Source organism: Herbinix hemicellulosilytica, assembly GCF_002904165.1.
Lineage (GTDB): Bacteria > Bacillota > Clostridia > Lachnospirales > Lachnospiraceae > Mobilitalea > Mobilitalea hemicellulosilytica.
The window spans coordinates 1-22,142 of record NZ_CVTD020000013.1; the positions used below are offsets into that span (position 1 = coordinate 1).

At 36.5% G+C, this 22,142-nt stretch carries 19 protein-coding genes; 15 read left to right on the top strand and 4 right to left on the bottom strand.

Annotation, left to right across the window (positions count from 1 at the left end; translation table 11 throughout):
• The first annotated feature begins 226 nt into the window (after positions 1-226).
• The 14 genes from HHT355_RS04955 to HHT355_RS05020 all read left to right on the top strand — a co-directional run bounded on the left by HHT355_RS04955 (position 227) and on the right by HHT355_RS05020 (position 17,199).
• Complete coding sequence (locus tag HHT355_RS04955; RefSeq protein WP_103202326.1) at positions 227-1,273, top strand: NAD(P)H-dependent flavin oxidoreductase; 1,047 nt, start codon at positions 227-229, stop codon at positions 1,271-1,273.
• A 155-nt stretch (positions 1,274-1,428) separates the two neighbouring features.
• Positions 1,429-1,659, top strand: coding sequence for a DUF1858 domain-containing protein (locus HHT355_RS04960; RefSeq protein WP_103202327.1), 231 nt, complete (start codon positions 1,429-1,431; stop codon positions 1,657-1,659).
• A gap of 86 nt (positions 1,660-1,745) precedes the next feature.
• Positions 1,746-3,176, top strand: a complete 1,431-nt coding sequence (gene gndA / locus HHT355_RS04965; protein WP_103202328.1) for an NADP-dependent phosphogluconate dehydrogenase — start codon at positions 1,746-1,748, stop codon at positions 3,174-3,176.
• 147 nt (positions 3,177-3,323) lie between these two features.
• Positions 3,324-4,829: a glucose-6-phosphate dehydrogenase gene (gene zwf, locus HHT355_RS04970; protein ID WP_199179161.1), complete on the top strand. Its 1,506-nt coding sequence runs from the start codon at positions 3,324-3,326 to the stop codon at positions 4,827-4,829.
• A gap of 12 nt (positions 4,830-4,841) precedes the next feature.
• A complete protein-coding gene (locus HHT355_RS04975; RefSeq protein WP_103202329.1) occupies positions 4,842-5,483 on the top strand; it encodes a cyclase family protein in 642 nt (213 codons plus the stop codon).
• Positions 5,484-5,860: 377 nt separating this feature from the next.
• Positions 5,861-7,090: a DUF438 domain-containing protein gene (locus HHT355_RS04980; RefSeq protein ID WP_103202330.1), complete on the top strand. Its 1,230-nt coding sequence runs from the start codon at positions 5,861-5,863 to the stop codon at positions 7,088-7,090.
• A gap of 134 nt (positions 7,091-7,224) precedes the next feature.
• Positions 7,225-8,076, top strand: a complete 852-nt coding sequence (locus HHT355_RS04985; RefSeq protein WP_103202331.1) for a DegV family protein — start codon at positions 7,225-7,227, stop codon at positions 8,074-8,076.
• A 416-nt stretch (positions 8,077-8,492) separates the two neighbouring features.
• Positions 8,493-8,687 carry a CDIF630_02480 family spore surface protein gene (locus HHT355_RS04990; RefSeq protein WP_103202332.1) on the top strand — a complete coding sequence of 65 codons (195 nt, stop codon included), beginning with the start codon at positions 8,493-8,495 and terminating at the stop codon, positions 8,685-8,687.
• Between the two features lie 14 nt (positions 8,688-8,701).
• Positions 8,702-12,250 (top strand): pyruvate:ferredoxin (flavodoxin) oxidoreductase, encoded by a 3,549-nt coding sequence (gene nifJ / locus HHT355_RS04995; RefSeq protein ID WP_103202333.1) that lies wholly within the window; start codon positions 8,702-8,704, stop codon positions 12,248-12,250.
• Positions 12,251-12,490: 240 nt separating this feature from the next.
• A complete protein-coding gene (locus tag HHT355_RS05000; protein ID WP_146039169.1) occupies positions 12,491-12,751 on the top strand; it encodes a DUF6514 family protein in 261 nt (86 codons plus the stop codon).
• Positions 12,752-13,149: 398 nt separating this feature from the next.
• Positions 13,150-14,619, top strand: coding sequence for a spore germination protein (locus HHT355_RS05005; protein ID WP_103202335.1), 1,470 nt, complete (start codon positions 13,150-13,152; stop codon positions 14,617-14,619).
• Entirely contained in the window at positions 14,612-15,715 is a 1,104-nt protein-coding gene (locus HHT355_RS05010; RefSeq protein WP_103202336.1) for a Ger(x)C family spore germination protein, read from the top strand. Before HHT355_RS05005 ends, HHT355_RS05010 begins: the two co-directional genes overlap by 8 nt.
• Before the next feature lie 146 nt (positions 15,716-15,861).
• Positions 15,862-16,050, top strand: coding sequence for a hypothetical protein (locus HHT355_RS05015; RefSeq protein WP_103202337.1), 189 nt, complete (start codon positions 15,862-15,864; stop codon positions 16,048-16,050).
• Positions 16,051-16,098: 48 nt separating this feature from the next.
• Entirely contained in the window at positions 16,099-17,199 is a 1,101-nt protein-coding gene (locus HHT355_RS05020) for a GerAB/ArcD/ProY family transporter (protein ID WP_158245894.1), read from the top strand.
• Between the two features lie 23 nt (positions 17,200-17,222).
• Here the strand turns inward: HHT355_RS05020 and HHT355_RS05025 are convergent, their stop codons facing one another.
• Complete coding sequence (locus HHT355_RS05025) at positions 17,223-18,329, bottom strand: M23 family metallopeptidase (protein ID WP_103202339.1); 1,107 nt, start codon at positions 18,327-18,329, stop codon at positions 17,223-17,225.
• A 63-nt stretch (positions 18,330-18,392) separates the two neighbouring features.
• Entirely contained in the window at positions 18,393-19,103 is a 711-nt protein-coding gene (locus tag HHT355_RS05030; protein WP_103202340.1) for a DUF421 domain-containing protein, read from the bottom strand.
• Between the two features lie 309 nt (positions 19,104-19,412).
• On the opposite strand from HHT355_RS05030, the gene HHT355_RS05035 reads away from it, so the two are divergent.
• Complete coding sequence (locus HHT355_RS05035; RefSeq protein ID WP_103202341.1) at positions 19,413-19,604, top strand: ferredoxin; 192 nt, start codon at positions 19,413-19,415, stop codon at positions 19,602-19,604.
• Positions 19,605-19,775: 171 nt separating this feature from the next.
• On the opposite strand, the gene HHT355_RS05040 is transcribed toward HHT355_RS05035, so the two are convergent.
• Positions 19,776-20,687: a metallophosphoesterase gene (locus tag HHT355_RS05040; protein ID WP_103202342.1), complete on the bottom strand. Its 912-nt coding sequence runs from the start codon at positions 20,685-20,687 to the stop codon at positions 19,776-19,778.
• Between the two features lie 4 nt (positions 20,688-20,691).
• Entirely contained in the window at positions 20,692-21,753 is a 1,062-nt protein-coding gene (locus HHT355_RS05045; protein ID WP_242967552.1) for a DUF4474 domain-containing protein, read from the bottom strand.
• Positions 21,754-22,142: the final 389 nt, after the last annotated feature.

A 22,142-nucleotide genomic window follows, 5' to 3' on the forward strand; every position in this document is an offset into this window, starting at 1 on the left:
TTTTTTTATAAGGTTAAGTAATATGCTTTTATATTTTATATTATATAGTAATAAATACTATATAAAAGAGGTTATAATACTATACGACATTGACATTTATACTTTATATTATATATAATTAAATATATTTTAGATTTGACCGGTTTTGAAACCGGATAATTTTTAATCGAATATTTTGATTATCAAAATAAATTTTCTAAAACAAACTCGGAGGTTACTGCTTAATATGAAACAACTTATTATAGGAAATTTAAAGGCCCAAATTCCGATAATTCAGGGAGGTATGGGGGTAGGAGTAAGCAGATGGCGGCTGGCAGGATCAGTCGCAAAAGAAGGAGGAATCGGTATAATATCTACAGCCCAGATAGGATATGATGAACCGGAATTTGAAACCGATCAGTTAAAAGCAAATTTAAAAGCCATAAAAAAGCATATAGATATGGCAAGAACCATAGCAGATGGAGGTATTGTAGGTGTTAATGTTATGGTTGCCACAAGACAATATGAAAAATATATAAAAGCCGCCTGTGAAGCAGGGACAGATATTATTATATCCGGAGCCGGTCTTCCCATAAAACTTCCGGAACTGGTCCAAGGTTATGACATAAAAATAGCTCCTATAGTATCCAGTTTAAGGGCAGCATCGGTTATTTTAAAAATGTGGGACAGAAAATACAATAGGACGGCCGACTTTATTGTTGTGGAAGGCCCCAAAGCAGGAGGCCATCTGGCATTTACCAAAGAACAGCTTGCCGACAGACAGTTTGATTTTGATACTATTATAAAAGACATAATAAACCATGTAAAAGTATACGAAGAAAAATATCAGGTTAAAATACCTGTGATTGTGGCCGGAGGTATTTATGACCGGGATGATATCAGACATGCTTTGGATTTGGGTGCAGACGGAGTACAGATATCAACAAGATTTGTGGTAACAAAAGAATGCGACGCCGGGGAGGAATTTAAAAAAGCATATTTAAAAGCCTCCCACGAAGATATTGCTATAATAAACAGCCCCGTAGGAATGCCTGGAAGGGCTATAATTACACCTTTTATTAAAAAACTTGCCGCCGGGAAAATCCCTATTGGAAAATGCTATAATTGCCTCGAACACTGCAATCCGAAAGAAATTCCTTATTGCATAACGAAAGCTTTGATAGAAGCTGTTAAGGGCAATATTGATGAGGGGCTGGTTTTTTGCGGCGAAAATGTGTACCGTTTGAATAAAATGACAACGGTAAAAGAACTTATTAATGAACTTGTTTATTAACAGGAAAATACACAATTGGTTGCTTTTAAATAACTAATTTAATATAATAATATAAATATATATAACATATATGAATTATATGTGATTTGAGTCACAGAAAAAATATCTTCCCTTGTGCATACTTAAAATGAAAATTTATATTTTGGGAGGATATTATGGAAAAAAAGATATTGGATTTAAATAAAAGCGTTTATGATCTTTGCAAGGAATATCCCGAATTGCCCGAAATCCTCCATGATTTAGGGTTTGTAGATATAGCAAAGCCCGGTATGCTTTCTACAGTTGGCAGATTTATGACTATAAAAAAAGGTGCTGTCATGAAAAAAATCAGTATGGAAACCATAAAAGATACCTTATCAAAAAACGGATATGATGTAATATACTGACATATAATAAGAAAAATTATATAAAACACCTATGAGCATTGAAACCTTGCTGCATATCAAGGTTTCTTATAACAGGAGGGGATTAAATGGCAAAACAAACGGTCGGCTTAATAGGCCTTGCGGTTATGGGAAAAAATCTGGCGCTTAATATTGCAGACCACGGTTATTCGGTGGCAGTCTATAACCGCTCAAGAGAAAAAACGGACAGCTTACTTAACGAAGCAAAAGACAAAAATATAATAGGAACATATTCATTGGAGGAATTGGTTTCATCACTTGAAAAACCGAGAAAAATAATTTTGATGGTCAAGGCAGGCAGGGCTGTAGACGATATGATTTCGCAACTGATACCTTTGCTGGAGCCAGGAGATGTGATAATGGACGGAGGTAATTCAAATTACCTTGATACCATAGCTAGGTGCAGGATGCTGGAAGAGAAGAATATACTTTATCTCGGAACCGGCATATCCGGCGGGGAAGAAGGTGCAAGAAAAGGGCCTGCCATCATGCCTGGCGGAAACCTTAAAGCATATGAACTTTTGGAGAATATATTAAACGATATTTCTGCAAAAGTCGGCAGTGACTCCTGTTGTACCTATATTGGAAAAGACGGGGCAGGCCATTTTGTTAAAATGGTCCATAACGGAATTGAATATGCCGATATGCAGCTTATATGCGAAATCTACTCAATATTGAAAAATGTCCTAAATATAGAACCGCCTGAGTTTCATGAGATATTTTCTGAGTGGAGCAAAGGAGAGCTTAGCAGCTATTTAATTGATATTACTTCAGACATATTCTTAAAAAAAGATCCCGAAACTGGTAATTACCTGGTTGATATGATATTGGATGTAGCCGGTCAAAAGGGGACCGGCAAGTGGACCGGCCAAATTTCCCTTGAACTGGGTGTCCCTACCCCGACCATTACTGCGGCGGTTTATGAAAGATATTTATCATCCATGAAGGAAGAAAGGGTTATTGCCGACAAGGTACTTAAAGGGCCGGATAAAAAAGCAAATATAACGGTTGAAGACAGGACAGAGTTTATTGAATCGGCAAGAAGGGCATTATACGCCGGGAAAATATGTGCCTATGCCCAGGGGTTTGGCTTGATGAGGGCCGCTTCCATGCAGTATGACTGGAATTTAAATCTGGGAAATATAGCAAAAATATTTCGCGGCGGCTGTATAATAAGGGCCCAGTTTTTAAATCATATAATGGAAGCTTATGATAAGAAGAAAGATCTGGTCAATTTGCTTTTGGCAGATTATTTTAAAGAAATATTAAACGAATATCAGGATGATTTCAGAAAAGTAGTAAGTACCGCAGTTTTAAGTGGTATTCCTGCGCCTGCATTATCCAGTGCCTTGGCATATTATGACAGTTACAGAAGCGCGGAACTTCCGATGAATCTTCTGCAGGCCCAGAGAGATTATTTTGGGGCCCACACATATATGCGCAGGGACAAAGAAGGGATCTTCCATACGATTTGGACTGACGATGATATTATAAAATAACGTAGTTTAGAAAAAGTACTTAACAATATCATATTAATCTTTTAAATTTACCTGCCGAAAAAGGGTACCTGACTCGGTTTTATACTGATACCGGGAAAGTAAACTATAGATTAAATGTAAAAATGCTGAGGAAGGGGGTAGGTACCAATGATGGATAATAAAAATTTAACAGGTGGGGATAACTTGGCAGCAATATTGGTAATCTTTGGCGGTACAGGAGACTTGACTCACAGAAAACTTATGCCGGCCTTATACAATATGCTTTTGGACGGCCTTCTTCCCAAACATTTTCGGGTTGTTTCCATAGGAAGGAGAGACAAGACCGAAGACCAGTACAGGGAAGATATTAAAAGTTCAATCGAAAAATATTCACGGAATAAGATAGATGAAAGCAAATGGGCTGTTTTAAGAGAAATGATAAAATATTACAGGTTTGATTTCAGAGACCACGACGGTTATGCCGGCCTTAAGGCTTATTTGGATGATTTGGATGCGGCATCGAAAACTAAAGGAAACAGGATATATTATCTTGCTGTAGCTCCGGAATATTTTGAAACGATTGTGCAGGGCATTCATCTAAGCGGAATGACAAAGTCAAAGGAAGGATGGAGCAGGCTTGTAATAGAAAAGCCTTTCGGCAAAGACCTGGCTACGGCAAGGCATCTAAATCAAAAGCTTCTTGAAGTTTTTGACGAAAGCAACATCTACAGGATAGACCATTATCTTGGCAAAGAGATGATACAGAACATAATGGTATTAAGATTTTGCAACCTGATTTTTGAATCGATTTGGAATAATAAATTTATTGATAATATACAGATTTCCCTGACAGAAAAACTGGGTGTCGGCACCCGGGGAGAATACTATGAAAAATCCGGTGCCATGCGGGACATGGTACAGAATCATATTATGCAGATATTATCCCTGGTAGCTATGGAGCCACCAGTAAACTTAAATACCGACTCCATAAGAACTGAAAAACTCAAAGTTATCGAAGCCATTGAAGATATTACACCGGAATTTTTAAGGGATAATGTGGTGTTTGGTCAATACGGCAGAGGGGTTATAGATGGAGTCCCGGTAGTAGGATACAGGGAAGAAGAAAAAGTGCCCAAAGATTCAAATACCGAAACATTTGTTGCTTTAAAGCTGCACATCAATAATTTCAGGTGGGCAGGAACTCCTTTCTATATCAGAACCGGCAAAAGGCTGGGCATATACAGTGCGGAAATCGTAATCCAGTTTAAGAATCTGCCGAATATTTTGTATTTTAAAGACAGCAATATACAAGAGCCAAATCTTTTGGTAATCCGTATTCAGCCGAATGTAGGTGTATTTTTCCAGTTCAATACCAAGGATTTTTCCACTCATCATGATATTGTTGCCACCAAGATGGATACCAGCTATGCAATTCCCGGCCAGGGCAATACCCCTGAAGCATACGAAAGGTTGATATACGATATTTTAAGAGGCGATTCCACCCTGTTCTCCAGATGGGACGAAGTTGAAGCCGCCTGGAAAGTAGCGGATAAAATAATTTCTTACCGCAGTCAGAGCAAACTCAATTTCCCCAATTACGATGCCGGTTCTATGGGGCCGATCAGATCATTTGAACTGTTGGCAAAGGACGGAAGAAAATGGTGGAACATATAAAGGAGGATTAGAATGAATATAAATACTGATGCACTTACGATTCTTGATATCTCCATGCCGATTACCCGTTTAATGCCGGTTTATAAGGGGAAAGAACATAAAAGGCCGAAATTAAGCATAGACAGCGATTTTTCTTCATCTTCAGCCTATGAAACAAGGCTGGAGATGAACCTTCATACCGGAACCCATCTGGATACACCCCTTCATATGATACCGGACGGATATACTCTTGAAAAACTGGAATTATCTAAAGTAGTTACCGCTTGCAGGGTTATAGATTTAACCTTTGTCAGGGATAAGATTACGGATGTTGATTTGCAAAAATTTACATTCAAAGAAGGGGATTTTATTTTATTAAAGACAAGAAATTCATTTGAGGATATTTTGGAAACCGATTTTGTTTATTTGGACAAAAGCGGAGCAAAGTTCCTGGCAGAGAAAAGAATAAAAGGAGTCGGCATAGATGCCCTGGGAATTGAACGGGACCAGCCCGGCCATGAAAGTCACATAAGTTTATTCGAATCGGATGTTGTAATTCTTGAAGGCTTAAGGCTTAAAGATATAGAAGAGGGCGAGTATCTGCTTTCTGCTGCGCCGGTACTTATACCGGGAGCTGAAGCAGCCCCGGCTAGGGCTTATCTGATAAAACCGTAATTAATCAAATGTAGTTTAACTAGTCTAAGTAATTAGTGTATTTTTAGATGAAAAAAATTTATCCGTTATCCGTGTGATTTAAATGGGTTAAACCGGTAATAATTTTATATAAGGTTAATATCCGCATGGTTTACCCGATTAATAAAACATTATCTAAGCAATATAAAAGTAAAAAAGTAAAGACCTAAGTTTATCAGCCTTACTTATAAGCGGAATATTTAAATTGATTTTATTTTATAATGTAAAGATTTTAAGATATTAAAAGTATTAAGATATTAAAGGAATATTTAAATGTTTATATGCACCTAAATGTAATGAAATTTTATAGTACATTTATTAACGGCACTTTGCGGTAATATACGATAAAAGGAGGAAAAATGAGCGAATATATCAATAACAGGGAATATCGGCAAAAGGTTCTGAAGGAACTGATAATGGAGCTTCATAACGGCAAGTCGGTAGATGAAGTAAAAGAAAGATTTGCCAAATTAATAGAAGGGATATCTGCCACAGAAATATCCCTGATGGAAAACGAACTGATTAAAGAAGGTCTGCCTGTATCGGAAGTCCAAAGACTCTGTGATGTGCATGCGGCAGTCTTTAAAGGATCCATTGAGGAAATTCATATGCCGGAAAATCCTGCCGAGATTCCAGGCCATCCCGTCCATACTTTTAAAATGGAAAACAGGGCACTTGAAAGGCTTATAAATAAATCCATAAATCCCCTGATAGATGAACTTCAAAAAGACGATTCAACCGAAACCAGAAAAAAATTATCGGATGAATTTTTAAAACTATACGAAGTTGACAAGCATTATCTTAGAAAGGAAAACCTGCTGTTCCCTTACCTTGAAAAATACGGCATAACCGCTCCGCCTAAGGTCATGTGGGGAGTTGACGATGAAATCCGGGATGAGATAAAAGAGGTAGTGTCTTTATTAACTGATTCAAAATCCGATGTAAATGAGTTGATTAAAAAGGCAAGAGCCGCTGTCGACAGGGTTAACGAAATGATTTTTAAAGAGGAAAACATTCTTTTCCCCATGGCACTGGACACTTTAAATGAAGATGAATGGTTAAAGATAGCAAAAGAAAGCGGCGAATTAGGGTACTGTATCTACGAGCCCAAGGCACAGTGGAAACCCAAAAGGGTAAACATCGATGAAAAAGAAAAGTATAAAGGGCAAGAGCAGGCTTCTGGAGGTTATATCAATTTTGAAACCGGACTTCTTACAAAAGAGGAACTTGAAGCAATGCTAAATACCATGCCCGTAGATGTCACTTTTGTAGATAAGGACGGAATAGTAAAATATTTCTCGCAAGGGGCGGAACGTATTTTCCCGAGACCCAAAACGGTTATCGGAAGAAAGGTGGAAAATTGCCATCCGCCTGCCAGTGTCCATATAGTGCAAAAAATTGTAGAGGATTTGAAATCCGGTGTGAAAGATTATGAAGATTTTTGGATCAAAATGAAAGATAAATATATTATGATAAGGTATTTGGCTGTCAGGGACAAAGAAGGCAAATTCTTAGGTGTTTTGGAGTTTACCCAGAATATAGCTCCCCTTAAGGCTATAGAGGGTGAAAAAAGGCTAATGTCGGATTAGAATTAGGGTTTTATAATATTTATTATTAATTTTATTTTGTTGACAAGCCTCTGTTTTACCTCTATGATGGACATATATTATTTAAATATTAAGGTTTTAATAATCCTTCATCGGAGGACAAAGGAGAGAATGTAATGAGTAATGTTAAAATTATTGCGGACAGTACCTGTGACTTATCCCCTGAATTATTGGAGACTTATGATATAAACATAATACCTCTGATGATTTCTATGGGTGATATAACCAAAAAAGACGGTATTGATGTAACCACTGATGAAATATACCGTTGGTCCGACGAAACAGGCCAAACTCCGAAAACCGCAGCACCAACCATAGGAGATGCGGTAGCATTCATAGAACCGTTTGTAAAAGAGGGATTGGATATTATCTTTTTCGGAATATCAGAAGCTATGTCTGCTACCTGCAATGTATTAAGATTGGCAGCGCAGAATCTTGATTATGACAGGCTCTTTGTGGTAGATTCAAAAAATCTTTCAACCGGAATAGGATTGCAGGTTATAAGGGCAGCCGAAATGGCAAAAAAAGGCCATACCGCAGAGGAAATTATAAAAGACAATGAGGAAATTAAGGATAAGATAAGAGCAAGTTTTGTCGTAGATACTTTAACATTTCTGCATCGTGGCGGAAGATGTTCGGGGCTTACGACTTTACTTGCCAATACCTTAAAACTTAAACCGGAAATAGTTGTAGTAGACGGTAAAATGGACGTTGGCAAGAAATACAGAGGCAATATAAAATCCGTATTGCTAAAGTATGTTCAGGACCGAAAAGAACAGCTTCTTGCTGCCGATCCGCAGAGAGTATTTATTACCCATTCGGGATGTGATGAGTCTGTAATTAAAGAGATTAAAGATTTTATTGAAGGATTGAATAGGTTTAAAGAAATCCTGATAACCAGAGCCGGGGGAGTAATATCCAGCCACTGCGGACCTAATACCTTGGGTGTTCTGTATATCAGTAATTAAATTATTTTTGTTATAAAAAGCAAAATCAGGCATTTTTTTATTATATTTCTAATAATTGAAATGTAAGAAAATTAAGATAAATTATTTTGATTTTGCCAAAAGATCCGATAATAAATACCTGTTAAACTAAACAATACTAAGCATATGATATAAATTCATAAATAAACATATTTCTCCCTTTGAATGGCCTTTGGCCTGACATCGGGAGTTTTTTTATGCCAAAATTTAAATCGAATGATAAAAAAATTAAAGAAAGTCTCAAATAGGTCAAATTAAATATGTTTTAAAATCACATGATTATATTGATTGATAAACAAATGAGCAAATCTGTAATAGATAAGCGGAAAAAAGGAAACAATGTAATGTATCCGGAACTGATTTTTTATACATGAAAATATGTAATTAAGGAGGTTTTTATGAAAAACAAAAACGATTTTAAATTTCAGGGAAAAGATAATGAAAGGTTAGGAAAAATACATCCGACAAACAGAGAAGGAACTGCGGCATGGCAGAATTTTGAAGGCTTTTATAAGGTAGATCAGGTCGGCAAACCATCCGAAGAAGATGTTATCGAAGCCAAAGACTGGGTAGATAACGGAAGTAAATTATAAAAGGAGAGAACAATATGGGAAAAATTCAGATGACGGTTGACGGAAATACGGCAGCCGCTTATGCAGCATATGCATTTACGGAAGTTGCGGCTATTTATCCTATAACCCCATCTTCAGGTATGGCAGAAATAACAGACCAATGGTCAGCAAACGGCAGAAAAAACATTTTCGGTCAGAGTGTAAATGTCGTGGAAATGCAGTCAGAAGCGGGAGCAGCCGGAGCATTTCACGGTTCATTGCAGGCCGGTGCGCTTACGACTACCTTTACTGCTTCCCAGGGGCTTCTTTTAATGATACCAAATCTTTATAAATGTGCGGGTGAACTGCTTCCCGGTGTTATCCATGTAAGTGCCAGAGCTATTGCAACCCATGCTTTAAGTATTTTCGGAGACCATCAGGATGTGATGGCCGTAAGACAGACAGGATGTGCCATGCTGGCTTCAGGATCAGTCCAGGAAGTAGCGGATTTAGCTCCGGTGGCCCATCTTGCAGCGATAAAGGGAAGGCTTCCTTTTATTCATTTCTTTGACGGTTTCAGAACTTCCCATGAGATGCAAAAGATAGAATTGCTGGAATATAAAGATTATGCCGAGATGCTTGATATGGATGCCGTAAGGGATTTTAAAGACCGGGCCCTTTCGCCAAATAATCCTTGTTTTAGGGGTACGGCGCAAAACTCGGATATCTACTTCCAGAACAGAGAGGCTGCCAATCCTTTTTATCAAAATATTATACCGATAGTAGAAGAATATATGGATAAAATATCGCAAAGAACGGGAAGGAGTTATCATCTTTTTGATTATTACGGTGCGCCCGATGCCGAATATATTATAGTAGCCATGGGCTCTGTAAACTGTGCTATTGAACAGACCATAGATTATTACAACGCTAAAGGCGAAAAATATGGCCTTGTTAAAGTGCGTTTATACAGGCCTTTCTCTATTAAGCATTTCCTGGATGTTATACCGAAGTCAGTAAAAGCCATTGCAGTACTTGATCGAACCAAAGAACCTGGTTCAGTCGGTGAACCTTTGTATGTTGATGTTTGTACGGCCTTTAAAGACGTAGCAAATCCTCCTGTAATTGTAGGCGGAAGATACGGGCTGGCATCAAAGGATACGACTCCCTCACATATTTCCGCTGTTTATGAAAACCTTAAACAGGCTAATCCTAAGAATTCGTTTACAATCGGTATTATCGACGATGTAACTATGACTTCTTTAGAGCCTGCAGAAATTATAAACGCAGAACAGGCAGATATGATGGCTTGCCAAATCTGGGGTTTAGGTTCTGACGGTACGGTCGGTGCCAACCATCAGGCTATTGAGATTATAGGTAACAACACTGATTTATTTGTCCAGGCTTATTTTGACTATGACTCCAAGAAATCCGGCGGTCTTACCGTATCTCACTTAAGATTTTCAAAGGAGCCTATACGCTCAACCTATCTTGTCAATCATGCCGATTATATAGCTTGCCATAACCCTTCATATGTATATAAGTATGATATGCTTGAAAGCCTTAAAGCTGGCGGTATATTTGTATTAAATACAACCTGGTCGGAAGAAGAACTACAAAATCAGCTTCCTGCTGATATGAAGCGCAAACTGGCACAAAAGAATGCCCGCTTTTATATTATAAATGCTATAAAAATAGCACAGGAAATCGGACTGGGTAACAGAATAAACATGGTAATGCAAGGGGCCTTCTTCAAACTTATAAACCTTATACCTGAGGAAGTTTATGTGAAGGAACTTAAGCAAGCTATCAATAAATTATACGGCAAAAAAGGCGAAAATGTCGTTAAAATGAATTATGAAGCGGTTGACAGAGGTATTGAAGCTGTAAAAGAAATAAAAATACCAGACAGCTGGAAGAATGCGGTCGATGAAGAAGAAGAAAAAGTAAAAGAGCCTGAGTTTATCGAAAAAATTATGCGGCCTATGTCAAGACTTAAAGGCGGAGAACTTCCTGTCAGTGCCTTTAAGGGTATAGAAGACGGAACCTTCCCTTCAGGTACAACAGCCTATGAAAAGCGGGGAATTGCAGTTAACGTACCTGAATGGATTTTGGAACGCTGTATCCAGTGTAACCAATGTTCTCTGGTTTGCCCTCATGCCGTTATCAGGCCGTTTTTGATTACAGAAGACGAATTAAAAGAAGCACCCGAAACCTTTGAAGCCAAAAAAGCTACCGGTAAGGCGTTTGAGGGTCTGTATTACAAAATACAAATAAGTCCTATGGATTGTACCGGTTGCGGTAACTGTGCCGATGTATGCCCGGCAAAGGGTAAGGCACTTATAATGAAACCCCTTGAAACCCAGGTTGAAAAAGAAGTTCAAAACTGGAAATTTGTTATGGAAAAAGTCAAATTTAAAGAAAATCTCGCTTACGGCCAGAGCTTTAAAGACAGCCAGTTTAAAGCTCCTTTAATTGAATTTTCGGGAGCATGTGCAGGATGCGGAGAAACTCCTTATATAAAACTGGTAACTCAGCTGTTTGGTGAGAGAATGATGATTGCCAATGCCACCGGTTGCTCAACTATTTGGGCTTCGTCGGCTCCCAGTATGGCTTATACTATAAACAGAGAAGGAAAAGGTCCTTCCTGGGCAAACTCTTTGTTTGAAGATAACGCAGAGTACGGATTTGGTATGTATCTGGCAGTCAAGCAGATCCGCAATAAGCTTGAAGAAAATATGAAAAAGCTTATCGGAATGAATATAGAAGAAAAAATAAAAGAAGCCTTCAATGACTGGATTCATTATAAAAACGACGGTGAAGCATCCAAAGAAGCCAGCAGAAAAGTGCTGGAAGTATTGGAAGATTTTACTCATACCGACGTAGAAGCAGTTAACCTGGTAAATGAAATCAAACAAAACAAGGACTATTTGGTTAAGCGGTCAATCTGGCTGATAGGCGGTGACGGCTGGGCTTATGATATCGGTTACGGAGGCCTTGATCATGTACTTTCATCCGGTGAAGATATAAATGTGCTGGTATTTGATACAGAAGTATATTCCAACACAGGCGGCCAGGCATCCAAAGCAACGCCAACCGCAGCTATCGCCAAATTTGCGGCGTCAGGTAAAAAACAGGGTAAAAAGGACCTGGGCCGGATGATGATGACTTACGGCAATGTTTATGTGGCCCAGGTCGGTATTAACGCAGATAATAACCAGCTTATTAAAGCCCTTAGAGAAGCGGAAAGTTACAATGGACCGTCCCTGATAATATGTTATTCTCCTTGTATCAACCACGGTATAAAAGAGGGTATGGGAAAGAGTATGGCAAATATCAAAAAAGCGGTAGAGTGCGGTTACTGGCACTTGTTTAGATACAATCCCATGCTTAAAAAAGAAGGTAAGAATCCGTTTATACTGGATTCAAAAGAACCTACAGGCAACTTCCGTGAATTCTTAATGGGACAGGTTCGTTACAGTTCACTTATGAAAGCATTCCCGGATCAGGCGGAAGAACTGTTTGATCAAGCTGAAAAGTATGCTAAAGAAAAGTATGCAATTTACAAACAGATGGCACAGCAGGAAGCAATCGAAATTAATTAAAAAATATAAAAGTCAGGAAGATTATAAACGCTTCCTGACTTTTTTTATAAAAGTAAAGAAAAAAATTACACGGCCGCTGGCATAAGCTGTATGGCATGGCTCAATATGGTTTACATACTATAAATTACATGGAGAAATTGAATATTCGTTATATGAATCTATAAAATAAGCTGATATAATTATTTTATGAAATTCTGCTTTACTTTAACTAAATACGACAAAGGGGTGTCATTTTTGCATATGATGCAGTCAATTACGACCAAAACTATTTGTGACAGGAATAAAGAAGTTGAAATTATCTATAACCTTGTTTTTCAAAATGCTTTATACAGTTTGGAATGTATAAGGGTGAGCGAAAATAATAATGAGCTTAATAATTATTGTTTCATAGAAAATATTACCGAAGATGAAACAGAAGCTGAAAATTGCCTGCAAACCGTTGCCAAAGGAAAAGTATTTCCGGTACATATTAAAGATGTAATTGAAGATTATTTTAAATAATTGTAATCAAACCGTATCAGGGTCAGCCTAAGATACGGTTTTTTCATAGTAAAAATTTAATTTTTATTTCCGATGACAAAATAAAAACCTCTGATTTAGGACCTTCAAAACTAAGCGTATCGGACAACTTCTAAATCTTATATTCTATTCAATTTTTATTTTTCTATAAATTCTTTGGATTTCCCAATTTCATAAAGTTAAATCAGTATAATTTAATGGATAATATTTGAAATATCAGATTCAATTTTTAAAAATAAGAGTTTCTAACCTTTAATCAATAAACAGATTTTTAAGTTATATCGTTTGTTTCATTATAAATCAATAATGAATACTTATTAATAAGTCAGGAAATTATAGATATATGGAAATTTATATTAGAATCGGAAAGAAGGTTTTATATGGAAAACCGGATTAATTCCACTTATATTAAAGAGTTATTTTCAAAAAGCAGCGACATAGTTGTAAGACCTATAAAAATAAATCAAAATAATTTAATTATCCATTTGTTTGCTGTGGACGGACTTATTAATGATGACTTGTTTGATCAGGCGGTACTGCAAAATTTAAAAATTGACCCATATCTTGCTGAATGTAAGACCGAACGCCAGCTTATGGATTATCTTCTTATGGGAGGGGCCTATCATGTATTTACATCTGAAGAAACGGATTATAACAAATTAATAAAATCTGTGCTAAGCGGCATGGTGGCCCTGATATTTGACCTTGAAGAAAAAGCAGTAGTTTATGATATCAGAAAATTTGAAAAGCGTTCCATACAAGAACCGACGGAAGAAAATGTAATTAAAGGGTCTAAAGAATCCTTTGTCGAAACTATGCGGGTAAATACCGCTTTAATCCGGAGAAAAATAAGATCCGAAAAACTGGTGGTTGAAAAACTGACTGCTGGAAAATTGTCAAAAACCGATATGTCACTAGTATATATAAAAGACATCGCAAATCCTGACACGGTAAATAAAATCAGAGAGATTATAAGCAAGATAGACATAGACAATATACCGACTCCGGCATTTATCGAAGAATATTTAATTGAAAATAAAGCAAGCATTTTCCCGCAGGTTATGTATACCCAAAGACCGGACAGAGTCTCTTCAAATTTAACTGACGGCAGGATAGCATTGGTGGTGGACGGAATACCCTTTGTTTACATTCTTCCCTGTCAGCTTCCCATGCTTATGCAGTCTCCGGACGATTATGCCAACCATTTTTTGATAGGCTCAGCTTTGCGCTTTATACGATATATGGCTCTTATAATAACCTTGTTCTTACCTGCTTTTTATATAGCGGCCACCACTTATCAAAGCCAGATGCTTCCTGTTCAGTTATCCTTATCAATCCAGGAAGCAAAGCAAAACGTACCTTTTTCTTCGGCAACAGAAGTCTTAGGCCTTTTGATTTCCTTTGAAATTCTTATAGAAGCGGGGCTTAGGCTTCCTCAAGCCGTCGGTACCGCCATGTCAATCCTTGGCGGGCTGGTAGTCGGCCAATCGGCTGTTGAAGCCAATTTGATATCACCGGCGGTTGTAGTAATAGTTGCTTTGGCAGGAATAGGCGGATTTATAATGCCAAATCAGGACCTTAGCAGTGCAGTAAGGCTTATCAGATTTATTCTTGCTCTTCTTGCGGCAGTGGGAGGATTTTTCGGGCTGGTTATTGGTCTTATAATTTTACTTACTCATTTATGCAGCCTGAGCAATTACGGGACTGCCTACCTGTCACCTTTTGTTGATGTGGAAGAAAGAAATATAAAAGATACTATATTCCGGTTCCCTGTTAAATATTTTATAAATCGCCCGGAAGATGTAGCATATAAAAATAAAATTAAACAAGGGGACATAAAAGATGAATAGAGTAAGAGTTTTAATTTTATTTATATTTTTATGCCTGTTAACCGGATGCAGCAATGATATGAACAGAAAAGAGATTGACGAGATTAATTTTATCCATGTAATGGGCATAGATTATATGTCTGACGAATATATCCTGACAGCAGTTTACAATACAGGTCAGGGGGCTGATGCCGAAAGTACGGATACGGGAAAAGAGGAAATCGGTCAAGGAAGAGGGGCCACACCATTTGAGGCTTTTCAGAATTTAAGGCTGAAAAATAAAAAAACGGTTTCAATTGCAAATACCGGTTATTTTTTAATCGGAGACCGGGCGGCAAAAAAGGGTATTGACTATTGTATTGACTTTCTGTCAAGAGATGAAACCGTAAAGATGGAATCTCTGATATTCGTAACCAAGGGTGTGCAGGCAGAAGATTTTATAAGAGAAAGTCTGGACAATAAACAGGTTATCCATGAAGATCTTGAGGCAATAGAGCAAAAGCAGGGGGAACTTGTTAAAAGAAATGACAATACTTTGGTCAATATTTTAAATGAATTGGAAAACAATATGACCTGTGTACTTATTCCTTATCTGATATCCGAAAATAATTCTTTTTTACTTCAGGGATATGCGGTTTTCGATAAGACAACTCTGGTTGATTATCTTGATATGGATACGTCATCCGGAGTAAATTTTATAAAAAATATTATCAAGGCATTTCCTATATACCTTGATAACAACGTAGGTTTATCTATAACCTATTCAAAATGCAATTTAAAATCAGCTTGTGAGGGAAAAGTTATAAAAATCAAAATTGATTTGGATTTTGAAACCGCAGTTAAAGAGGTGAATACGGATAAAAATATATTTACACGGGAAGAATTAAATAGGCTTACAGGTATGCAAAATGAATATATAATTGAAATATTAAAAAAAGCAGTCAATTATTCTGTGAAAAATAAAAGAGACATATTGCAGATATCAAGAATCATTCAAAACCGCCATTCAAAAAACTGGAAAGAGTTTGAAGAAAAATGGAATGATACTTTGCCTGAAATACAATACTATTATGAGGTTAATTCCAAAATTACGAAATCATTCATTCTTAGCAATTAACAAGCCATAAATGAACAATTAATTTTTAATAGAAAAAGTCGCTGTTCTTATAGCATTAAAGTGTCTTAAGGAAATAATACCAAAAATCCATCTTAAAATCAGTTATATGTTAAAATCGTTTAAAAGAATTTATATGGAGGCTAAAAATGATTTTCGTATTTGGTGTACTGTTAGTAATTTCTTTTATGAGGGAAAAGGACAAGATACTTAATAAAAAAGTCAATTTTCTTGTATTTTTATTTTTATCCTTTATCGGAATAATGCTTGGAATTATTCATCAAATCTATCCGTATGTTCCAAGCATGGCAAGTGTTTTGGAAAAATATATAAAATAAAACATCCATTAAATGATGCCGGAAATATACATGAAATGGGGTAGCTATATGAATAAGCCATTATCCATACGACAGGCTGTATTAATGTATTTGTTTATTTCCATATCTCCTGTATTAAGGCAAATACCTTCGGCTTTGGCAAAAGAAGCGGGAAGAAGCGGATATATTAGCCCAATATGGGCCACTTTTCCGGTACTTATTCTGACTGCCATAATAATATTGCTTATTAATTCCTATCCGGGACTGAATTTATATGAAATAACTGTTCAATTGACCGGAAAAGTTTTTGCAAAATTCATCATGATATTTTACCTGATATGGGCTATATTGTATCTTACTGGGATATTAAATGCTTATGCTTTATCATTACAGTTTACTCTTATGCCAAAGACCGGTTCCGATTTTTTTATTCAGGTAATGATTATTCTTGCTATATATGCCCTTTACAAAACAGCCAAGACCATATTCCGCTTTTCGGAATTTGCCCTGGGACCGGTATTTGCTTTTATCGGTATACTCTTTATTTGTGCCTTAAACAGGCTTAGAACAGACTATTTGATACCTGTATCGGCAATTAATCTACCAAATACCTTAAAAGCTTCTATTAATGTTACTGCCGTAGGAGGTAATATATTTTTAATCTTGTTTTTTGCCGACCGTTTCGGTTTATCGGTAACCAAAAAGCATCTTAGAAAGTTTTGGACGGGAGCCTTGATTTTTATACTCTTAAACCTGGTTATAACTATATTTACTTATGGAATAACCGGGGCTCCTTTGACGGCCTACCTTCCTTTCCCTTTTTATATAACAGTAAAAAGTATTACATTCTTTAATATTTTTGAAAGGTTTGAGGTCCTTGTAACCCTTGTATGTATATTGTCCGATTATGTTTCCGTATGCATTATGTTTATTATTGTTCTGCATATAATAAGATGGCTATTTGGAATAGAAGAGAAGGAGTTTCTTATTATACCGGTAGCTATGGTTGTTTATTATTTGACATTTTTAGTAAGCCGTACACAATTTGAGTATGACTTTTTCTATAAACATGTGATTGTTAACCTTAATCTGATATTCCTGTATATTCTTCCTTTGTTTATATGTTTTCTTTGCTTATTAAAAAGAAAATATATCCGAAAGCAATATTAGGATTTTTATATCAAAGCCAAATATTATTCATAAATATGGATATCTATGTCTTCGTCATCATATTTGTAAATTTGATGTTTTATAAAATCTTCTGCAGCAGGATCTTCAATTTGATATACCCTGTGATATTCTTTGGTTTCAGGGTCCTTAACCGTTGCACTGCGGTTTTTGTATAAAAATTTGACTAATTCATAACAGTCAATCCAAATTTCATGAATACTGTCTTTTTGTGATTCGTCAAATATCAGTTGAATACCGAAATGCAGATGGGGTGTGCGGATATTGTTGGTATTCTCCTTAGTACTGTATCCGGTCCTGCCCAGGTAACCTATTACATCCCCGGCCTGGACGACACTGCCGATTTGTAATGATTTATTATAAGGAAAATTTTGCCTTAGATGGGCATAGTAATAATATCTTTTTTTATCAAAACTGCGAATTCCAATTCGCCAGCCCCCGTACCTGTTCCAGCCCAATGCTTCCACATACCCGGATTCTACAGCTATAACAGGAGTACCTACCTGGCCCATCAGGTCATGTCCAAGATGTTTCCTTTTAAAACCGTAGCTTCTGGACGTTCCGAAATCATCAAAATGGCTGAAAGGATAGTTCTTTGCAAGCGGAAAGAATGCTTTAAGCCCATATTTTTCTTCCCACCGTTTACCGCCGGGAGCTGTTTCATCGGAAACTTCAATTTTATATTCGCCTACCATGCCGCCGAGAACTGCCGTATAGGCTTCCAGATAATAATCGTAATATTTCATATTTTTTGTAAGGGATTCCATAGTTTCTTCTTTGCTTAAAAGCTTATTTGCAAGGTCAGTCATATGTTTTTCTTTATATCTTGAAAAATCGCCGCCGTACTTTGCTCCCAGATAAGCTAAAAGCTCGATCCAGTTTAAGTGAACGTCGCTTTTGTAAGTTTCAATATCGTATCGGTAAGCCATGTCCAAAGCTTCCTTTGTGACATCGAAATTAACCCATTTTATAAATTTCTTTTCGGAATCATATAAAGATGCATACATGGCCGCTTCATATTTTAGGCCTTTTTTTATCATGAAAGAAGACAGGATAAGCAAAACGATAAGTTCACACATTATAATATGTCTTGCTTTTGCTTTAGGCAACATATGAAAAACTTCCTCATAATACAACTCGTAATATCTTATGATTTTTTCCGGTCATTCATTCCCCTATTCGAATATGTCATTTTTCATTTTTTTATGAGATTTTAAGTATATGTTTATATCGTCTTTTGTACTGTCATATGTTGCAAGAATTATTTCTTTAATGTCTAAAACACCCTTTTGCTGAATTCTTTTGATAAGCCAGGTTTCATCTTTGCCCGTACTTTGAAGGTTCCCTTTCAATATATGTCCGTCTATAATAACATTGGCCATGGGTTTTGACTGAACCGGGTTTAAATTAATGTCCGACGGGGTTAAAGGCCGTTTTGCCGACTTTGGCAATATGCTTATTTGTCCGTTGCTTTCTAAATATATCGAATATATTTCTTCCAGATCAAAATATCCCTGGAGCCTACAAACCGCTAAAAGTTCACCTATGTCTATCTTGGCATGAAGCAAGTTTTTTTCGTATATTTGACCGTTCTGATATAAAATTAAAGCCTGTCCCTCAATAAATCTTCGAAGTTTAATGGATTTGCATGTTAAATAATTTATACATAAAGTACATAAGGACAAAAAAACCATGGAAAACAAAGGTTCTATCAAATTATCGGTTGACAAAGCAGCCATTTCTCCGGCAATTGCACCTATTGCTATGCTGCTGATATAATCAAACATGCTAAGCTGAGACATTTCCCTGTTACCTAAAATTTTTGTCAGTAAAAATAATGCGGCTAAAGACACGGAAGATGAAAGTAATACTTTGCCTATTTGCATAACTATCCTCCTGAGATTAATATTTATATTTAAAGCATAACTGACCAAATAAATACGACAAATATAGTTTTATGCAAATATGGCAAATATATTAAAGAGGCTATCTTATCATAAATATAAAGTTTATATGGTTTATGTTTTTATATGGATGTTAGTTATTTTTACCGAAAAAATATCGGCTTTAATCCTAATGATATAAGATTAATTTATTAATGCATAAATTTTATTATTTCAGGAAAAATATAGATAACGGTCTGATTAATTAATAACGGCTTAAATTTGCCGGTATGAAAGGAGTATATTTATATTATGAAAGCATACGTAGATCAGGACGGTTGCATAAGCTGCGGTTTATGCATTGATATTTGTCCCGAAGTATTCAGCTATAACGAAGACAGTAAATCCCAGGCTATAGATGAGGATATACCCGAAGATTGCATAGAAAGGGCCAAGGAAGCCAGGGACGGTTGTCCGGTAAGTGTTATAGACATTAAAGAATAAAAAATTTAATTTAGTAAAAAATTACAAAACACCGATGAGATTTGCCCTGTCAAAAGAAATTAAAACAAGAGGGATTTCATATATGAGGCAGTACAATTCTCATCGGTGTTTCTGTGTGTAATTTTGGGTATTTCAGTATACACTTTATTTTTATAATAACGCAAGCCTCCTTTATACCGCGGCTTTTGCAATTTCCGATAAGTAATCCAGTATTTTTTCCGGTCCGTTTAGAATTTCTCGGCCTACATACAAAGTACGGTCCGGCTTTGTCATAATAGCCCATTTTACCAGGGATATGGAACCGTTTATTATTTCTATTCCCGTTATCTGCCTTGGATGAACACAACAGCCGTCGTTGAAGTATAAATCTTCTCCGGGCTTGGGAAAGACCGGTCTGTGGGTATGCCCTGTAATAATCATTTGATTGTTTTTTTTCGACCAATCTGCCAGTCTCTTTTCAACCTTATTTTTCTTATCGCTGTTTTTGGCTGCACTGGTAGGATCTCGAATTCCTATAAGTTCCAGAGGCTTCCAGATATAACGGACCATAAAGCGTGACAGGCGCCAAAAGGTATCGTTCAGTATATCAGCCTGATGTCCGTGTGTTAAAAAAATCTGACAAGGGGCGATACTGTATTCCAAAACCAATCCTTCGTAGATTCTTATGCCCGGAAAAAGCGGCATTATGGAGTTTGTACTGGCGCAGTAAAAGGAATTGCATTTGGTTCTGGAATATTTGGGATCCCTTTTTACTATATCATGATTGCCGTATATCATATAAAATCTTCCGGCCTTATAAAACTGGGACATAATCCAATAGGCATCGCTATGGGTACTGATTATCCTTCCTATATCACGGTTTTCCCATAATTCGTCCCCGTCCCCAAGTTCTATATATGTGAAGCCTCTTTCATAATAATATTGCAATGCCGCACAGAAAAGATTTTGATTGTCGGAAAAATTATCGGCCCATCCTCCGTCTCCCCTGTGGCAGTCACTCATAATAATAAATCTGGAATAATCATTAAAAGGTATTTTTGGAGAAGAGGAGAGCACTTGTGTTAATCTTTTAGATATATTCATTATATTACCCCTCCTCTTCAAGATCCTGTTTGTTTATAAAACCTTTTAATCTATTATATGCTTCAAATACCTGATGGGATTTACCCATATTCATAATCTGACTGTACATTTGAGGAGATCTCTGCTTGATAGCAATAAGTTTATCAAGCGTATTTGTATAAGCCTGAGTAAGATATTGATAAGCTTCGCAGAATGATCTGTTGTTTCTCTGCATAATATTTACCGTTAAGGGATTTCTGGTAAGGGGCTGAGGGGTATGGGGTTTATCATAGCGGATAAAAACTCTTCTTCCTCTTACCCCATATTCCTCTTCGGTGTACCCGGCTTCTTTCAAGCCTCTAACAAAGGCTTCGGTCATCTGGCGGTCATGTAAATCCAGCATTATATCCATGCTAAGTTCCGAAGGCTGAGAAAATTCTCCAAGTTTAAAGCCTGTTAGCCACCAGTGATAGCCGGTTCTGGTAAACAATATATTACCGTTTTTTCTGAGTATAAAAGACATATTTATTCTGTCTTCATCTTTTGCGCAGTGATAGAAAGTCCCGCTAAATAAACCAGGTATATTTATATCGGGATCGCTTGTGTAATAGACACCTATCTCTGCGCCGGTAGTCATTCCGTATTGGCCTTTCCAAAATTCAATCATCCATCTTTTGTCTGCATAATTGAAATAAATAGGTTCACAGTCAATTATCATACTGAAAAGAGCGCTGGCTTCATCATAAAGTCTGCAATAACCGAAATTCCTTTGCCAGCAGTCCATTAGAGAATAGAACAAATCCTGAGACGGGTCGTATGCAAAACCGAAAGGTTTTAAATCCCTGTTCAGTTCGTCAAGCTTTTCTTTGTCTGTCCCTATAATGTCTGTAATAGGAGGGATATAAGATGCTTCTTCCCCCTCTTTCTTTTTTTTCTTTCGTATCCGGAATCTGAATATTAACGATACCGCAAGTAAAGCAATACCTATAAAGGCAAGAGTCAAAATTTTATTCTTAACATAGAAATTCCATAGAAGAAAAATACAGGCAGTATCTGCAGGAGAGCTTGCCATTATTTGAAAAAACATCCTGTAACTCCTTTCTTTTTTATACCATCATATTCGTGAAACAAGACATATGTTAAAAGAAAGGAGTAAAAAATATAAATTTATGAAGAAATATGACGAAAGCATTTTGCAAAAATTAAAAAAATTTTTTATGTGAAAAATATAAAATTCGGAATTATTTCCTTTATCAGTGCAAAGATATAATTGTAAAATAAAAACGAAATAAATATGTATTTATTTGCAAATAAACCATAAATTACCTAACATATAACAATATTTTTCACCTATGCTTATGATACTGCTTTTATTAGCTTGACAATTAACCATGCAAGTATTATTATCGGATATGTATACAAACGTTGAGCTACAAGGCGTTTGTAAAAATATCTGCCAGTAATTTTTGCAAAGAA

Coding starts and splice junctions, on each gene's coding strand:
- HHT355_RS04955 (WP_103202326.1), top strand. CDS start 227: ATGAAACAACTTATTATAGGAAATTTAAAGGCCCAAATTCCGATAATT.
- HHT355_RS04960 (WP_103202327.1), top strand. CDS start 1,429: ATGGAAAAAAAGATATTGGATTTAAATAAAAGCGTTTATGATCTTTGC.
- gndA (WP_103202328.1), top strand. CDS start 1,746: ATGGCAAAACAAACGGTCGGCTTAATAGGCCTTGCGGTTATGGGAAAA.
- zwf (WP_199179161.1), top strand. CDS start 3,324: ATGATGGATAATAAAAATTTAACAGGTGGGGATAACTTGGCAGCAATA.
- HHT355_RS04975 (WP_103202329.1), top strand. CDS start 4,842: ATGAATATAAATACTGATGCACTTACGATTCTTGATATCTCCATGCCG.
- HHT355_RS04980 (WP_103202330.1), top strand. CDS start 5,861: ATGAGCGAATATATCAATAACAGGGAATATCGGCAAAAGGTTCTGAAG.
- HHT355_RS04985 (WP_103202331.1), top strand. CDS start 7,225: ATGAGTAATGTTAAAATTATTGCGGACAGTACCTGTGACTTATCCCCT.
- HHT355_RS04990 (WP_103202332.1), top strand. CDS start 8,493: ATGAAAAACAAAAACGATTTTAAATTTCAGGGAAAAGATAATGAAAGG.
- nifJ (WP_103202333.1), top strand. CDS start 8,702: ATGGGAAAAATTCAGATGACGGTTGACGGAAATACGGCAGCCGCTTAT.
- HHT355_RS05000 (WP_146039169.1), top strand. CDS start 12,491: ATGATGCAGTCAATTACGACCAAAACTATTTGTGACAGGAATAAAGAA.
- HHT355_RS05005 (WP_103202335.1), top strand. CDS start 13,150: ATGGAAAACCGGATTAATTCCACTTATATTAAAGAGTTATTTTCAAAA.
- HHT355_RS05010 (WP_103202336.1), top strand. CDS start 14,612: ATGAATAGAGTAAGAGTTTTAATTTTATTTATATTTTTATGCCTGTTA.
- HHT355_RS05015 (WP_103202337.1), top strand. CDS start 15,862: ATGATTTTCGTATTTGGTGTACTGTTAGTAATTTCTTTTATGAGGGAA.
- HHT355_RS05020 (WP_158245894.1), top strand. CDS start 16,099: ATGAATAAGCCATTATCCATACGACAGGCTGTATTAATGTATTTGTTT.
- HHT355_RS05025 (WP_103202339.1), bottom strand. CDS start 18,329: ATGTTGCCTAAAGCAAAAGCAAGACATATTATAATGTGTGAACTTATC.
- HHT355_RS05030 (WP_103202340.1), bottom strand. CDS start 19,103: ATGCAAATAGGCAAAGTATTACTTTCATCTTCCGTGTCTTTAGCCGCA.
- HHT355_RS05035 (WP_103202341.1), top strand. CDS start 19,413: ATGAAAGCATACGTAGATCAGGACGGTTGCATAAGCTGCGGTTTATGC.
- HHT355_RS05040 (WP_103202342.1), bottom strand. CDS start 20,687: ATGAATATATCTAAAAGATTAACACAAGTGCTCTCCTCTTCTCCAAAA.
- HHT355_RS05045 (WP_242967552.1), bottom strand. CDS start 21,753: ATGTTTTTTCAAATAATGGCAAGCTCTCCTGCAGATACTGCCTGTATT.